At 44.1% G+C, this 16,847-nt stretch carries 14 protein-coding genes; 6 read left to right on the top strand and 8 right to left on the bottom strand.

Going from position 1 to position 16,847, the window contains the following annotated elements; all coding sequences use genetic code 11:
- Positions 1 to 156: 156 nt before the first annotated feature.
- From pflA to UF05_RS01570, 4 genes are all read right to left on the bottom strand, one after another.
- Positions 157 to 897 (bottom strand): pyruvate formate lyase 1-activating protein, encoded by a 741-nt coding sequence (gene pflA / locus UF05_RS01585; protein WP_005456250.1) that lies wholly within the window; start codon positions 895 to 897, stop codon positions 157 to 159.
- Positions 898 to 1,043: 146 nt separating this feature from the next.
- On the bottom strand, positions 1,044 to 2,021 hold the full coding sequence (locus UF05_RS01580) for a lipid A deacylase LpxR family protein (RefSeq protein WP_005481800.1): 978 nt from the start codon (positions 2,019 to 2,021) through the stop codon (positions 1,044 to 1,046).
- A gap of 152 nt (positions 2,022 to 2,173) precedes the next feature.
- Positions 2,174 to 4,450 (bottom strand): formate C-acetyltransferase, encoded by a 2,277-nt coding sequence (gene pflB, locus UF05_RS01575; RefSeq protein WP_005456189.1) that lies wholly within the window; start codon positions 4,448 to 4,450, stop codon positions 2,174 to 2,176.
- A gap of 306 nt (positions 4,451 to 4,756) precedes the next feature.
- A complete protein-coding gene (locus UF05_RS01570; protein WP_005456280.1) occupies positions 4,757 to 6,304 on the bottom strand; it encodes a DUF3360 family protein in 1,548 nt (515 codons plus the stop codon).
- Between the two features lie 456 nt (positions 6,305 to 6,760).
- Here UF05_RS01570 and UF05_RS01565 point away from each other — a divergent pair, with 456 nt between their 5' ends.
- From UF05_RS01565 to UF05_RS01540, 6 genes are all read left to right on the top strand, one after another.
- Complete coding sequence (locus UF05_RS01565; RefSeq protein ID WP_020840322.1) at positions 6,761 to 8,122, top strand: hypothetical protein; 1,362 nt, start codon at positions 6,761 to 6,763, stop codon at positions 8,120 to 8,122.
- A 237-nt stretch (positions 8,123 to 8,359) separates the two neighbouring features.
- A complete protein-coding gene (locus tag UF05_RS01560; RefSeq protein WP_045546166.1) occupies positions 8,360 to 9,130 on the top strand; it encodes an ABC transporter ATP-binding protein in 771 nt (256 codons plus the stop codon).
- 83 nt (positions 9,131 to 9,213) lie between these two features.
- A complete protein-coding gene (locus UF05_RS01555) occupies positions 9,214 to 9,984 on the top strand; it encodes an ABC transporter substrate-binding protein (protein ID WP_005456273.1) in 771 nt (256 codons plus the stop codon).
- Positions 9,985 to 10,065: 81 nt separating this feature from the next.
- Complete coding sequence (locus UF05_RS01550) at positions 10,066 to 10,806, top strand: ABC transporter permease (protein WP_005456256.1); 741 nt, start codon at positions 10,066 to 10,068, stop codon at positions 10,804 to 10,806.
- A gap of 3 nt (positions 10,807 to 10,809) precedes the next feature.
- The gene (locus tag UF05_RS01545; RefSeq protein ID WP_020840323.1) at positions 10,810 to 11,487 is read left to right on the top strand and encodes an ABC transporter permease; all 678 of its coding nucleotides are present in this window, start codon (positions 10,810 to 10,812) and stop codon (positions 11,485 to 11,487) included.
- 147 nt (positions 11,488 to 11,634) lie between these two features.
- Entirely contained in the window at positions 11,635 to 14,355 is a 2,721-nt protein-coding gene (locus UF05_RS01540; RefSeq protein WP_045546165.1) for an ImpA family metalloprotease, read from the top strand.
- Between the two features lie 97 nt (positions 14,356 to 14,452).
- Here UF05_RS01540 and xthA read toward each other — a convergent pair whose 3' ends face one another.
- From xthA to UF05_RS01520, 4 genes are all read right to left on the bottom strand, one after another.
- Positions 14,453 to 15,259: an exodeoxyribonuclease III gene (gene xthA, locus UF05_RS01535; protein ID WP_020904022.1), complete on the bottom strand. Its 807-nt coding sequence runs from the start codon at positions 15,257 to 15,259 to the stop codon at positions 14,453 to 14,455.
- A gap of 90 nt (positions 15,260 to 15,349) precedes the next feature.
- Entirely contained in the window at positions 15,350 to 15,514 is a 165-nt protein-coding gene (gene rsmS / locus UF05_RS01530; RefSeq protein WP_005456217.1) for a pleiotropic regulatory protein RsmS, read from the bottom strand.
- Positions 15,514 to 16,059, bottom strand: coding sequence for a primosomal replication protein (locus UF05_RS01525; protein WP_005456195.1), 546 nt, complete (start codon positions 16,057 to 16,059; stop codon positions 15,514 to 15,516). The genes rsmS and UF05_RS01525 overlap by 1 nt, the downstream gene beginning before the upstream one ends.
- On the bottom strand, positions 16,056 to 16,841 hold the full coding sequence (locus UF05_RS01520; protein ID WP_025630840.1) for a sulfite exporter TauE/SafE family protein: 786 nt from the start codon (positions 16,839 to 16,841) through the stop codon (positions 16,056 to 16,058). The genes UF05_RS01525 and UF05_RS01520 overlap by 4 nt, the downstream gene beginning before the upstream one ends.
- Positions 16,842 to 16,847: the final 6 nt, after the last annotated feature.

Genomic DNA, 16,847 nt, shown 5'->3' with positions numbered 1-16,847 from the left:
TCTTTTCCTAAAATGCGTTTGTCACTTTTACGTTAATCCTTTTGTAGGGGCGCTATTTTACACGCCTTGGTGATTTATATAAGGAATTTGCCAGTGTTACATACAAAAATGCCAGCTAAATGCTGGCATTTCTAGAACGTTAAGTTTCTTATTTGCTTAGTATTTCACGTTAGAGTGGTACTGAGACAAGATGGATTGAATTTCATCCATTGTCTCTTTTGAAGGAGGATTCACGCCTTCAAGAGGGTACTCTAAACCAAGAGCTTCCCATTTATGTGCACCGAGTTTGTGGTATGGGAGCAGTTCAACTTTCTCGATGTTGTCCATATCTTTAATGAATTCACCCAGCATGTGCGCCGCTTCTGGATCATCGGTGTAACCCGGCACAACTACGTAGCGAATCCATGTTTTTTGACCAATTTTGTGCAAGTAACGAGCAAAGTCTAACGTACGTCGATTCGACACACCGATAAAGTCTTGGTGAATTTCATCTTTCATATGTTTGATATCTAGCATCACCAAATCAGTCGCGTCCAATACTTCGTCGATCACTTCTGTGTGTTTACGAATGTAGCCATTGGTATCTAGACATGTGTGGATGCCTTCTGCGTGAGCCGCACGGAAAAAGTCGCGAACAAATTCTGGTTGAAGCATGGCTTCGCCACCAGAACAAGTGATACCCCCACCTGATGCATTCATGAAATGACGGTAGCTTTTCGCTTCGGCAATGATTTCTTCAACAGTAACCTCTTTACCATCATGCGTGTCCCAAGTATCGCGGTTATGGCAATACTTACAGCGCATTAAACAACCTTGCAAGAAGACGATAAAACGAATACCAGGTCCGTCTACGGTACCGCATGATTCAAATGAGTGAATACGACCAGTTGTTGACATCTTTTGCTCTCATTACTAATAAATTCTTGCTGTTATTTTATTACAAAAAGCAGGGTTAAAACAGCCTTGTGGGTGGCTAAGGCAGCGTAATGTGACCAAAGAAAACGGCCAATGACGCGTTCATTGGCCGGAGAGATAAATACTATTTAAAAGAAAGCAAAGACTGAGAAAGAACCAGTACCATAAACGTCAGTTTGTGATTCTTCGTAATCAGGTGTTTTCACCGTAAAGGTTAGGCTCGCGCCGTAATTCTGGTTATACCAAGTTGCACCTGCAACGGCACTTGCTTGCCAGTTTTCTAGAGTCACATCATAAGGTTCTGATGAGCCAGGAATACCTGAGCGATCGCCTTCAATGGTGATATCGTTGAAACGGTATCGACCTTCAAATCCTGTAAAGACAAACCAACTAGAGGTATTTTTCGCAAGCATACTGGCAGAGAAAGGGCTTTCTACACTGATGTTTGCCGCGCCAATACTATTGGCTAGATTTGTGCCCCAGCGGAACATGACACCTTGTGATACATCGCTGCGGAAGTTACCTGCGTTAATGTCATTCACATTAGTGATTTCCCATTGCGTCTTCTGGCCCTCACTGCGCATGAGTTTATTGAAAGCTCGGTAACCAACGCTAAAGGCAATTTCATCGTCAATTTGGTAATCCCAGCCTTGAGGATCGGTTGAGCCAGTGATGCCGTGAACAATTTCCTGCGCTTTTTCTGATAGAGAACTTTCACCTGTGGCACCAATGGTGAAGTTATAGCGAACGGCTTGATCGGCGGTTAGAGATAGGTAGTTGATTTCAGTGTGTAGGTAACCAGCGTATGGACGGTCATTGGCAAGAGGGTAGTCTGCTTCAATATCACTTGGAGTCCACATCTTGTGGCCAAGTACTACCTCGATCTTATCGACATTGGATTGATCTGCATTTTCTAAGCTGAACCATTTCCATTCGCTTTCTTTTTTTAGTTTCTCGGTTGCGTAAGAGAAGAATATACCGTTGGTGTAATCTTGGTCGACACCAAAAATGCCATCGTTATCAAGGGTAAAGGATACTGTGGATTTGGTGGATGCCAGAGCAACTGGCGATAAAAGGGTAAGGAAAATTAATTTACTGAGTTTCATATACTGCATTTACTAACTTTTTTTGCATCATACGTAAGAATTCAATCAAAATCTTCCGCAATGTCACAACTTTAGTTCAAGAAACAAAAAAAGGCTGATGCTTTGCAGCATCAGCCTTTGTTGTATCACTAAAACGTTATTTCGCTATAGTCTTATAGAGACTCAGTGAATGTACGTGCGATTACGTCAGCTTGTTGCTCTGCAGTTAGAGAGTTGAAGCGAACAGCGTAACCAGATACACGAATTGTTAGCTGAGGGTATTTCTCTGGGTGCTTAACTGCGTCTTCTAGAGTTTCGCGGTTAAGAACGTTCACGTTTAGGTGTTGACCACCTTCGATACCAGCTTCGTGGTGGAAGTAACCATCCATCAGACCAGCAAGGTTAGCGCGTTGTGAACCCTCATCTTTACCTAGTGCGTTAGGTACGATAGAGAATGTGTAAGAGATACCATCTTGTGCGTCAGCAAACGGCAGTTTAGCTACTGAAGTTAGTGATGCTACAGCACCTTTCTCATCGCGACCGTGCATTGGGTTTGCACCTGGAGCAAATGGAGCACCAGCACGACGACCGTCAGGTGTGTTACCAGTTTTCTTACCGTATACCACGTTTGAAGTGATAGTAAGAATTGACTGAGTAGGGATTGCATCACGGTAAGTCTTAAGCTTACGGATTTTGCCCATAAATACAGAAACAAGTTCACATGCGATGTCATCAACGCGTGGGTCGTTGTTACCAAATTTAGGGTAATCGCCTTCGATTTCGAAGTCGATTGCTAGACCGTCTTCATCACGGATAGGTTTAACTGTTGCGTATTTAATTGCAGACAGAGAGTCAGCAGCAACAGATAGACCAGCAATACCACAAGCCATAGTACGTTTAACGTCACGGTCGTGCAGAGCCATTAGTGCAGCTTCGTAGCTGTACTTGTCGTGCATGAAGTGGATTGCGTTTAGTGCAGTCACGTACTGCTTCGCTAGCCAATCCATGAAGTGGTCCATTTTTTCCCACAACTCGTCATAGCTTAGTACGTCGCCTTCGATCTTAGGCATTTTCGGACCAACTTGGATTTTTAGCTTCTCATCCACACCACCGTTGATGGTGTAAAGCATAGTTTTCGCAAGGTTAGCACGAGCGCCGAAGAACTGCATTTGCTTACCAACAACCATTGGAGATACACAACATGCGATTGCGTAATCGTCAGAGTTCATGTCTGGACGCATTAGGTCGTCGTTTTCGTACTGGATTGAAGAAGTATCGATAGATACTTTCGCACAGAACTTCTTGAAGCCTTCAGGTAATTGCTCAGACCAAAGTACAGTGATGTTTGGCTCTGGAGAAGGACCCATTGTGTATAGTGAGTTTAGGAAACGGAAGTTAGTACGAGTAACTAGCGTACGACCGTCAAGACCCATACCACCCATAGACTCAGTTGCCCAGATTGGGTCGCCAGAGAATAGGTCATCGTACTCAGGAGTACGTAGGAAACGAACCATACGTAGTTTCATTACGAAGTGGTCGATCATTTCCTGAGCTTGTTCTTCAGTAAGCTTACCAGCAGCGATATCACGCTCGATGAACACGTCTAGGAACGTAGAAGTACGACCTAGAGACATTGCAGCACCGTTTTGAGACTTAACAGCCGCTAGGTAGCCGAAGTAAGTCCATTGGATAGCTTCTTGTGCAGTTTCAGCAGGGCGAGAGATGTCACAACCGTATTTCGCAGCCATAACTTTCATTTGGCCAAGTGCACGGTGTTGCTCAGCGATCTCTTCGCGAAGCTGCATAGTCATTTGAAGATCTTCACCGTTCTCAAAACGCTCTTGCAGAGATTTGAATTGAGCCAGTTTGTCCTTCATTAGGAAGTCGATACCGTATAGAGCAACACGGCGGTAGTCGCCGATGATACGGCCACGACCGTAAGCATCTGGAAGACCAGTTAGAACACCAGATTTACGACAAGCTAGGATTTCTGGAGTGTAGATGTCGAAAACACCAGCGTTGTGAGTTTTACGGTATTCTGTAAAGATTTTTTTAACTTGTGGGTCTAGTTCGCGGTCGTATGCTTTGCACGAACCTTCAACCATGCGGATACCACCGTTAGGGATGATAGCGCGTTTTAGAGGAGCGTCAGTTTGAAGACCAACGATAGTCTCAAGATCTTTCTCGATGTAGCCTGCATCGTGAGCAGTGATGGTAGAGATGATAGAAGTATCGAAATCAACAGGAGCGTGAGTTGAGTTCTCTTGCTTGATACCTTCCATTACCTTAGCCCAAAGCTTGTTAGTTGCTTCAGTACCTTCAGAAACTAGGAAAGATTCGTCGCCTTCGTACGGAGTGTAGTTCTTTTGAATGAAATCACGAACGTTTACTTCGTTTTGCCAGTCACCTGCAACAAAACCTTCCCAAGCTTTAGCAAATTGCTCTGCCATGACATACCTACCTTTTTAGTAGAAAAAAATTACGTACTGCTTCGCCGTTGAGCCAGCTATCCCCAAAATCTGAGGGGGAACAGTACACTCTTTTGAATAACAATATTTATAGTCTTAAATTTAAAAAATTGGGTCACAAAACTATAAATATTGCCACTATCTTTAATGACACTCTTTTTAAGAGACAACTAGAGGTTAAACTAAAATTTTTTTGCAAACCTTAAACTAAATCAATAAATCCTCAAAAATCTCGATAAAAATGGGGTAGCGACAAGCGCTACCCACACGTTTTTTGAACAATCAGCCTTACAGCCAAGCTTTGATGCCATACTGGCCTTCTAGCATACCAACTGCAAGCATAGCGACCAAACAGATAACAAGTACACCTACTGGGATCACAATCTTGTCTACGAATGACAGGCGAGCTGCACGCTCTTTGTCACCAATTAGACCGTTGTTATCAAGTAGCATTGTTAATGCCCATGCTAGTACAGGGTTAACGACGGCAGAACCGAAAATACAGATACCTGCTGCTTGAGAGTCTTTAGAGTCTTTCACCATTTGCATACCTGCTTCAAGTAGAGGTAGAGATACACCTACAAGAAGAGCGACACGCATTACTGGTGGCCATACTGCGATGTCCATTGGGAAGCCAAGGATCGCGATGATCATTACTAGAAGACCAAGAAGGATAGCACCGCCAGGAATTGGACGTTTTGCAATCGCTGCTGGGATCATGTAAGTACCCCAAGATGAAGTGATGTTACCACCACCTACCGCTGTACCTACCATCTGACGGATAGAACACATAGTCATTGTGTCATCAACGTCCATTAGTACTTTTTCAGTCTTTTTAGGGTAGTTAAGTTCTTGGAAAATACGATGACCTAAGAAGTCAGGAGACCACATTGCTACTGCTAGGATTGCAAAAGGCAGTGACGCGATGAAGTGTTCCATATTAGGAAGACCGAGCATCCAACCTTCTTCAGTGCTGCCCCACCAGTAAACAGGGTTTAGATTCGGTAGACCAGTTTCAGTGACGAATTTGATGTCAAAACCAGCACCTAGCACTAGAGCGATAATAAGGCCTGTGAAAGCACACACTGGAATCGCAAGCCAACGTTTGTTCACTTTTGCAAGGAAAGCGTATAGTGCGATCGTCACTGCAAGCACGATCAGACCCACGTAACCCATGCTGCCAGCTTCAACAGTTGAAGATTGAAGGCCAACTGCCCATTCTTGAATCGAGTTGATTTGGCTCATGGTCCCCGTCAAGCCCAAGAAAATGAGCAAGCCACCAGCTGTACCCTCTGAGGTGAGGTTCACCAGTTTAGAACCGCCTTTCAAGAAGCTAAGTAGAAGACCGAATACACCAATAAGAATTGCCAATGCAAGAGGGTGAGCACCAGCGAGAGCGATGGTACCAATAAGAGGGATCATTGGACCGTGGTTACCTGCCAAGTTGGCTTTCGGGTTGATAAAGCCAGAAGCAAGCACACAGAAAAGTAGTGCAGGGATTAGCATTTCTACACGCGCAACTTCAATGGCAAAATCTTTGCCTAAGTTAACGTGGTCCCATGCTGCAGTAAGGCCTTCAGCCCAAGACATCATTACCGCAGAGTACATTGCGATAATGCCGATAGTACCAGCAAGTGCTGGAACAAGGTCTTCAAGCTCAAAGCGGAAGTCACGACCTGGCAAGTTTAAGCCGAAACGACGCGGCTTCATGATTTGTAGTTCGTGGTCTAGGTAGTCTGAACGGCTCGCGAACTCAGATGATGGACGATGAAGCTCACGGTAGCTTTTGGTCTCGATATCTGAATCAGAGTGCGCTTTGTTAACTGCGTCTGACATAGATTCCTCATATATTTAAAAGTTATGAATTATTCATTCAAGTGTGTTATTCCGCATCCTGCGGCACGTCCTATGCTAGCTATTATTAGATTTGTTACACGTCGACGTCGTGCCTAAGCATAGCTAATAACTTGTTGTGTTGAGGCACAAAAAATTCCTCATCTTTTGGCTGGAGTCTAGCAAGATAGCCATTTAGGGTGATTGATTTAGATCACTTTAAGAATAGATGTGAAATAAAACTACAGAAAGTGTCTGGTATGCGAATGAGATGGTTATTTAGTGTGTAATTTCATTACACAAGTTGCATAAAATTAGAGTTTATTGCCCTGCATCGCATGGGGCACCCTTAAATGATCAATATTCACGATGTTTATATAAAGCTGGCTTTATTCTTGCTTTGTACCGAGCAACGACGATTTTTTGGCTAATCATTGCCGCTCAGTTTAGGAAGAAGACATGAAACAGCTTAAAGTACTGCCACTTGTGGCAATTATCTCAGGTTTAATGGTCGGTTGTGGCGGCGGTGGCGGCGGTGGCGGTGGTGGTACTCCGTCAGACTATGTCACTCTTACTTTTATTCAGAAAGTGACAACTACAACTGATAAATCTGCTACTTGCACTATTTTCGATAAAGTACAGAAAGATAACATTACGACATATACGTATGCGCGAAAGGCTAGCGATGTAACAGTTTATATCCATGATTCGAAGGGCAATGTCATCGATACTAAACACCCTGATACTAATGGGGTTCTAACTATTGATAAGTATCCTTTGGAGGCTAATAGCTATGTTACGGTTATAGATTCTCCGAGTGATAGTGACCCTTTCTACAAAGCGTTATCTATCCAAAAAGAGTATCTTGAGTCGCAACTTATACAAGTCAAAAGACCGCAAGTTGACAAATGTTATTCAGCAGATGCTACACCTGTTCCTCAAAAAGGTTATATCTTAGCATCAACACTAAACGTGCAAGCTGATAGTTACCAATTTTTGTCTTCCCAAGAGGGCAATAGCATCGATACATCTAACTCTAAGGAAGTTGAAAAACTCGGCGATGAATCAGTTCTTGTTAAAGGTATCCTTAATGGAAAACTTTCTGGTTATGAATTTACGAGTAAATTAGGCTCTGAGTCTGCGCCTTCCATAGCAGTACTGGAAACTATTGATACAGATTTGGATTGGACAAACCTATTTGCTCCAACATCAAATCTTGAGTCTCTAAACATTAGTCTAAGTAAAGGTTCATACAGTTACTCTTGGTTTACGCCAGATGTTGCTACGGAAGAGTCGTTCCCTATATCAAGCCTTGATAATAATTATCACTACCAAGCTTATGGCACGTTAACGACAGGTTGGAAATTTAAAACTGTAGGCGGAATCTTAGGTTCTCTCGATGTCAAATTGCCGGACTCATTGCAGACTTACGATGTTAAGCCCTCTATTATCAACTCTGGAGTAAATGGAGTTGTGCGAATCACGGGAGTGGACTCTTCGAACGAGTTAGTTGTTCGCGCGAAGTATACTCAAAGTGTTAGTTCACCTACAATCAAAACGCTAGAGCACGTAATTATTGGTAAACCGGCGGGGTCACAACTGGTGATTCCAGATTTGACTCAAACGGGGCTTTCCTCAGCTACCCCTGAAACTTTGTCTGTGGATGCTTATGAGTACGACAGTTTGTCAGAAGCACAGGTGCAAAACTTAATGGCGCAATATGAAGACGAAGACACTGTTGCATTGGTCGTAAAACCAAGCCAAAGAGCGAGACATGATACTGACATCCGAACCCTTAAATATACTAAGTTGTCACGATAATTGTTAAAAATATTTATTATTTAGCCCCTCGCACGAGGGGCTTTTTTGTGGTCTATATTCACGAATAAAAGAATATGTTGCTATATATTGCATATTCATTTGTCTATCGTATCTATCTATTCGATTTATTTAGGTTAATAATTTGTTGCAACTTTCTGGGGGTGGTGCTAATTTGTTCCGAAATAGAGAGGGCGGAGTCCCTTAATTGCAGTGACAAAAACACAGGGAGTAGAGCGCATGAATGATGTACCAGCGCTAGATATAAAAGACCTGCACAAAACATTTGGACAGAATGAAGTCCTGAAAGGCATTTCACTTGCCGCTCACAAAGGGGATGTTATCTCCATCATTGGCTCTTCCGGTTCTGGCAAGAGCACTTTTCTTAGATGTATTAACTTACTAGAAACACCGACCGCTGGTGAAATTTGGGTAAACGGCGAGCTTATTCAAATGAAAAACAACCGCGCGGGTGAATATGTACCTGCCAACGAAAAACAAGTTCAGCGTATTCGTTCGCGTTTAGCTATGGTTTTTCAGGGGTTTAACCTTTGGTCTCATCTTACCGTTCTTGAAAACGTCATCGAAGCACCTGTCCACGTTCTTGGTGTGCCGAAAGCTCAAGCAATTGAAAATGCAGAGTTGTTACTGAAAAAAGTCGGCCTTTACGAACGTAAAGATTATTACCCAGGTCATTTATCTGGTGGGCAGCAACAGCGTGCTGCGATTGCTCGTGCCCTTGCCGTAGATCCAGAAGTTATGTTGTTTGACGAGCCTACCTCTGCGCTTGACCCTGAGCTTGTTGGGGAAGTGCTAGGGGTAATGAGAGATTTGGCAGATGAAGGGCGAACCATGTTGGTGGTGACGCACGAAATGGCGTTTGCTCGTGACGTCTCAAATCATGTGATGTTCTTGCATCAAGGCTTAGTGGAAGAACAGGGAGATCCAGCTAAGCTATTTACTAACCCCGATTCTCAGCGATTACAGCAGTTTATCTCATCTATCTACTAATATTCATTAGGCGGCAGAGTTTTGCCTCCTAAGTAAGCACAACGAACAAAACCAAATAAAATAGCAATCACAGGAGTATGGAAATGAAAAAGTGGTTATTGGCAGCAACTCTTGCTGCAACGGCAGTGTCTGGTGTTGCTCAAGCGAAAGAATGGAAAACAGTTCGCTTTGGCATTGAAGGCGCATACCCTCCATTTAGCTGGACAGAAACCGATGGTTCTCTTAAAGGCTTTGATGTTGATATGGCCAATGCGCTGTGTGAAGAAATGCAAGTGAAGTGTCAGATCGTTGCCCAAGATTGGGATGGCATTATTCCTTCTCTATTAGCTCGTAAATACGATGCGATCATCGCGGCAATGTCGATTACCGAAGAACGTAAAAAGAAAGTGGATTTTACGGGCAAATACGCATTGATCCCAAATAAGTTCATCGCTAAGAAAGGTGCAAACCTAGACTTTGCTAATCTAGATGGCCAAAAAATCGCAGTTCAACGTGCGACCACTCACGATAAATATCTAACTGATAATTACGGTGACAAAGTTGAAATTGTACGTTACGGCTCTTTTGACGAAGCGTATCTAGACCTTGCGAACGGCCGTGTTGCTGCAGTTTTGGGCGATGCCTCTGCTCTAGAGGAAGGTGTATTGAACAAAGCTGGTGGTGATGCGTACGAATTTGTTGGCCCATCTCTGACTGATGCGAAATGGTTCGGTGAAGGTTTCGGTATCGCTGTACGTAAACAAGATAAAGATCTAACGAAGAAACTTGATGCGGCAATCTTGTCACTGCGTGATAAAGGTATTTACCAAGAAATTGCTGGCAAGTACTTTAACTACGATGTTTACGGCGAATAAGCGGTAATTAAGCGGCCGTTGGCTTGTTCCTAGAAGTAGTCAACGGTCGATTTTTTGAGTTTAGGGATTAGGAACTCACCTATGCTGGATTTACAAGGATATGAAGCCTCCATTTTTAAAGGGGCTTTGGTAACCATCGAAGTAGCAGTTCTGTCACTACTGCTTGCGGTGATATTGGGAATGCTTGGCGCGCTTGCTAAGCTCGCACCCTACAAATGGGCAAGAGCAATTGCCACACTTTACACCACCATTATTCGCGGCATTCCAGACTTAGTTCTGATGATGTTGATTTTCTTTGGTGGGCAAATACTTTTAAACAATAGCCTCTATTCCATCAACGAAACGCTCAATGAATGGTTTGCATCTAGCGACCCAAATCATGAGTGGACTTCTTACTTACCTGACTACATTGATGTGAGCCCGTTTATTGCCGGTGTGCTGACAATTGGTTTTATCTTTGGAGCTTACATGGCGGAAACTTTCCGTGGTGCGATCATGGCCGTCGATAAAGGTGAGTTGGAAGCAGCAAAAGCTTATGGCATGAGCCCAGTGTTGTCGTTCAGAAGAATCCTTCTTCCTCAGATGATTCGCCATGCTCTACCGGGATTTGGTAACAACTGGTTGGTATTGTTAAAAACCACCGCGCTTGTCTCCATCATCGGGCTTGAGGATATGGTGAGAATGAGCTCTTTGGCGGCTGGTACAACAAAAATGCCGTTCACGTTCTACATGGCTGTTGCTCTGATTTTCCTTTTCTTCACCAGTATTTCGACGGGGCTGTTAAAACTCGTTGAACGCAAATTCAGTATTCATGCGAGGTAAGTAATGGATTTTTCGTTGATTTTTGAAAGCTTCCCTGTTTACCTTCAAGGGCTTTGGACGACCGTTTGGCTGGTGGGCATTTCATTGGTGATTGGCTTGTGCGTCTCAGTTCCACTCGCCATTGCGAGAAACAGTACCAACTACGCTTTGAGCCTTCCTTCTTGGGGATTCATTTACTTTTTCCGAGGAACGCCACTGCTTGTTCAGTTGTATCTGATTTACTATGGCATGGATCAGTTTTTCCCAGTGAAAGATACCTTATGGGAACACGCGTGGTTTTGTGCTCTGGTTGCGTTTGTACTAAACACATCAGCGTATACGGCAGAGATCATTCGTGGTGCGATTAACGGTTTGCCGAAAGGCGAAGTGGAAGCCGCAAAAGCGTATGGCATGAGTAAATTTATGACTTACAAACGCATCATCTTGCCAAGTGCGTTACGCCGAGCACTACCTGCTTATTCTAATGAAGTGATCTTCATGCTTCACGGCAGTGCGGTTGCAGGGATCGTAACCATCGTGGACTTAACTGGTGCAGCGCGCTTAGTTAACTCTCGTTATTACGCACCATTTGAGTCGTTCTTGACGGCTGGACTTTTCTATATGTCGCTCACGTTTATCATTCTTTGGTGCTTTAAACGCGCGGAAAAACGTTTCTTAGCGTACCTGCGTCCTCTGAGCTAAATCATGTATTTAAGTAATGGTACCTACGGGTACCATTCTATTTTTGATACCTTCATTCATACTTTTCTGATTTATCAACAAGACTATTTCGCTCCCTCGTTCGCTTACATTACACTTCGGCAAAAACCCTTGTTTAATAAGTGAAATATGAAAAAAACAATTATATCGTTGGGTCTTGCCGCTGTTGCCACCGGATGCGGTGGTGGAGAGAGCAAGTCACAATCAAACAGTCAAGTCACACCAACTCCAGTTCCTGTTCAACAAGCGCTAGAAACAGGCAATGCCCTGTTAGTTTCTGACCCAAATGACTTCATTCGCGAAAGCCGTCAAGTTGTTGAGGCGCACAAGAAACAGTCGAATGCGATCAAATCTGCGATAGCAAAAAATCTTTCGGGTCTTTACTGGGATCCGACGCATTATGCCGCGATTTTTGCTCCTACCTATGGATTCAACGACACCATCTTGATGACCAATAAAGCGATGGCGAGTGGCTACAAAGACCAAGCGTTGTCGATTGGTATTGCTGGTGAGCAAACTAATGGCCAGCGTTATGCTGTTTTAGGCAGTAACCCATTTCGAACCGCACAACGTTTTCCTGACTCTTCTAATGCGGCAATGACTCAATGGCTAAATAACCTCGTTACTTGGTTGTCAGGTGGAGCTACTTCAAACGTCGTCATCGCGCAAATGGATCAGTCTTATTACTTTCCTGATGAGCAAGCGACGCGCAGTTGGTTAAACAACAATATTTCACCAGACCTGACATTTAATGAAGCTAACCTGTGCGACGGTTCAAAATTACTTAGCTGCTTGAAAGCCGATAAGCCAAACCTGTTGATTCTGTCACAACATTTGCTGTCAGGAGATACCAACCAACAGGTAATAGATGCGCTGGCTTATGCCGAGCAAGCTAAAATTCCGGTTCTATATCTGCATTGGGACGGTGGGCTGACCGATCTTGGCCGAGACATTTTGGCAAAATTCCATGTTGACTACGTGGGGGACAACTATTGGCGTAAGTTAGGTTTGGTCGATTGGGCACCTTCATCACTGATGAACTTTGTGCCAGATTCTGTCATCACGCAACAAGCGTTGTTATCCCGTTTCGAAACTCAAAACTTCAATGTTGATTTGTCCCAATGTGATGACAAATCATGTCCAGAAGCAGCGAACATGGACAGTCAATTTTACGACGCTGCCAACAGCATTCGCCAATGGCTGAAATTACTTGATGAGCAAAAAATCTCGTTGTTTGAACAAGATGGTTATCAATACGAAAAGCTTATGGTGTTATTGGCGGATCATTATCGTCAAACGGCCTCTTTTCCAATGGATAAGCAGTCTACGGGGACGACTGAGTTTTTGAAATCGTACTTCGCGGACTACGTTCAATACAACAGTCGTCGCATCAACCCAAAACAACCAAATATGGGAAACTTCAGTCGCAGTGAATTTGGGGCCGATGTAAAGAGAACTGATACTACGGTGAATATGGAGTCTAAACGTAACTTCCGTTCGGCAGGAGTGTATGCGCTGCCAGGTGAGACTTTCACGGTAACGCGTAAAGACAACAATGATGTGGCCACAAAAATTGTCATCAATAGCTTAAGAAGTGGAGCGACTCATGAGTTCAGTAAAGACGGTTATACTCGACCTAAACTGCTGACTTCATTTGCTTACGAAGTCAAAGCGGGTGAAACCATCACGCTGACTTCTCCTTATGGCGGCCCAGTACAGGTTCACTTTGACAAAAATGATATTCCGGTTGAACTGAGATTTAACCATGTGGCACAGCATCCTGTATGGAGAAGTGAGAAGGACAACGACACCTTTATCCAGCAGCTAGAAGCCAATTTGTTTGATTGGGCCGAGCTGATCACCCCTGGGTTTGAAGTGCACTCAAAGCGTGACAAGATGTTAGAGTCGGTCAACGATGAAATGTGGTCTACCCCTGCGGAAATGGCGCTTGCAACGGAAGAATATGTTCATAACTACCCGCATGTTCTGGCTGGTTTCCAAGGGCCGGGTATAGACGAAGTACCTGAAATTATTCAATACGCTCAAAACCAAGGCTGGGAAATTGCCAATATTGATATGGTTAAGCACATGAATGCTGACCAAGCCACTTGTGGCTATGGCTGCTCTGGTAACCCGTACGATGCTTATTGGGCCTTCAGTCCTTTAGGTCACGGTGATTTGCATGAGCTAGGCCACGGTTTAGAGAAAGGACGATTCCGATTCGCTGGTTGGGAAGGGCATTCGACGACCAACTACTACTCCTACTACAGCAAGTCTCGTTTCTTCCAAAATACGGGTAAGGAATCAACCTGCCAAAGCTTGGATTTCAAAGGTCAGTTTGAACTGTTGCAAACCAGTCGAGCACAAAGCGATCCAAATGCTTATATGGCGAAGCAAAACCAAACGGGTTGGAGCTGGGGTGCTCGCGTTTACATTCAAATGATGATGGCAACTCAGCACGAAGGTGTGCTTAAAAATGGTTGGCATTTACTGGCGCGACTTCATCTTATTGAGCGTGAGTTTAATCGTTTGAAAGCAGATGAGGCACTTTGGAATGCGAAACAATCAAGCATTGGTTTCTCGATGTATACCAAGGATGAAGCGAGCAGCATCTCAAACAACGACTGGTTGCTCATTGCCCTAAGTTACGTGGCTCAGCGAGATATGACTAACTATCTCGACATGTGGGGATTCTCGTTCTCAGAAAAAGCGAAGCAACAAGTTGTTGCGTTGAATCTGACGCCGATGCCTCTCACTTACTTTGCAAGCAGCAATACCGGTTACTGTCTGAACGAATTCGCTCAAACGCCAGTAAGTATTGATGGTCAAACGGTTTGGCCGCTGAACTAGCTGAGTAGAAAATAACGTGCATGAAAAAGGGAGACTGAGTTTCCCTTTTTACTAGATTTATCTTAGCGTTGAGTCACGGTTATTGCTTTGTAAAGTATTACTTGAATGTCGACCAGATTGGCGCATGGTCTGAAGGCTTCTCAATACCGCGTAATTCATAATCGATACCCGACTCAATACATTTTTGCGCGAGAGAAGGAGTCGCCAAAATCACATCAATTCGTAGACCTCGGTTGTCATCAAAGCCGCGAGAGCGGTAGTCAAACCACGAGAAGCGATCGTTCACTTCTGGGTAAAGCTTACGGAAAGTATCTTCAAATCCCCAATTTAACAACGTTTGTAGCCATTCACGTTCTTCTGGTTGGAAAGAGCATTTACCCGTTTTCAACCAACGCTTACGGTTTGGTTCTCCGATACCGATATCTGAATCGATAGGGCTGATGTTGATATCACCCATAACAATCAACTGTTCATCGTTGCTGTGATGATCGTTTAGATACGTCATTAGATCTTTGTAGAACTGGCGCTTGTATGGGAATTTCGTTTCGTGGCTAATGTTGTCCCCTTGAGGGAAGTAGCCATTAAGCACCGTTACTTTTTCACCATTTTCGTCTTCAAACGTCGCCATGATCATGCGCTTTTGGTGTTCTTCGTTATCCGTTGGAAAACCTTTTTGTACGCGGATTGGCTCTTGCTTACAAAGCATCGCTACGCCGTAATGCGCCTTCTGGCCATGAAAATACACTTTGTAACCCATGGCTTCGACATCTTCAATCGGGAACGCTTCATCATGCACTTTAATCTCTTGAAGACCAATAACGTCAGGCTGGTGTTTATCGATGAGCGCTTGGAGTTGGTGCAGTCGAGCACGTAGTCCATTGATGTTAAAGCTGATTACTTTCATTATTTATCCTTTTGAGGGCGTATTTTTCTAGAATGGTATTATTCTGAAAGCGTAGTGAAAATGAATCTCAACAAAAGAAAAAAGCGCGTTTTACTGCGCTTTCAATTTGTTTTCTAAATCTGTTTGTACGATCTTCAATGCTTTAATCGCAACTTCTGGATCAATCTCGTTGGTTTCAAGCAAGTAGATCAAATCAACGGCCAGCTTGATCTCTTCTGGCGCGTCATCAAGAGGAGAGGTTGGTTGGTCTGCCATTATTGGTGCTTTTCCCTATGTGTAATTTGATTTTCTAGTTTAAGAAGCGCTGCCTCACAACGAGCTAAACGTTGCTCTGTCGCCAGTAATACTTTCTGAGCTTCAGCTCGCATAAAACTAGGTGCAGTTTCCACTGCGCGTTCCTTTTCTAACACCATTTCTCGCAAGCGTCTTGCCCATTCTTGGTGCTGCGCGAGCTCTTGATAAAGCACGTTAATTGGTTTGCGAAAGTGGCTGCTATGCTTGATTTCATTCTTACGAATTTTGGTGGTAGAAATCTCTCGCTGAATTGCGCCAATTTGCGCTACGAGTCGTTCGGTGAGGTACTCCGCGCGCAAAGCGGTGAGCTTATTTTCGTTTTGCTCTCGGATAATTGCGTCCAGTGTCGATTTCGCTTCTTTTACGCAAGGGGTCAGTAAGCGAGAACGGCAGCTAAATAAACGTTCATCAAACAACGGAACGTGATGCTCTCCTCGTTGGCGATCCAATGTCGCGGCTTGATTCGCCATGTGTTCTAAACTTTGCGAAAGTTGTTCGATGTTCATGATAAACCTACAAACCAAGCGTCATAAGCCAGCTTAATCGCCAATACGCTCACGACCGTGACAAAAACGGGACGAATGAACTTAGAGCCGAATCGAATTGCAGAATGCGCACCAACAAATGCCCCAGCCATTAAACACACACCCATTGTTAAGCCTAGCACCCAGTTAATATGACCTAAAATAGCGAAAGTAATAAGTGAGGTAAAATTACTGGTGAAGTTCATTGCTTTGGCTAAACCAGAGGCGAGCAATATATTGAGACGGTACAGCGCCATAGAACTTACAGTCCAAAACGCGCCTGTTCCTGGACCGGCTAATCCATCGTAAAAACCAATCGACAAACCTTGCAGGTACTGTTTTTTATGCAGCTTTGGGCAAGGCTCTGGTATTGGGCTTTGATGAGGGGAATGTGGCGTTTTGTGGAATACAGTATACAGCGCAGCGGCTAATATAATAAGAGGCAAGACTTTTTCTAGCCAATCCGTACTGATGGCATCGACAAAGAGCGTGCCCAATGCTGCGCCGACAAGCGTTGCTGCAAACGCGCGCCCCCAACACTGAGGTTTGAACAAGCGTTTTTTGTAGTAAGTGAATGCGGCAGTTGACGATGCAAAGGTAGCAGCCAACTTGTTCGTCCCCAAAGCAATGTGAGGAGGAAGTCCCAAAGACAGCAAAGCAGGGACGGTTAGCATCCCTCCACCACCTGCGACTGCGTCAATAAATCCAGCAACAAAAGCGACTAGCGCCAACACCAACAGCATTGTCGGCTCTATCATTTCCATAAATTC

Source organism: Vibrio sp. S457-15, assembly GCF_000960545.1.
In the GTDB taxonomy this organism is placed as follows: Bacteria; Pseudomonadota; Gammaproteobacteria; order Enterobacterales; family Vibrionaceae; genus Vibrio; species Vibrio parahaemolyticus.
The sequence above is the reverse complement of the archived record's forward strand: the minus strand, read 5'-3'. Positions and strand labels throughout refer to the sequence as shown.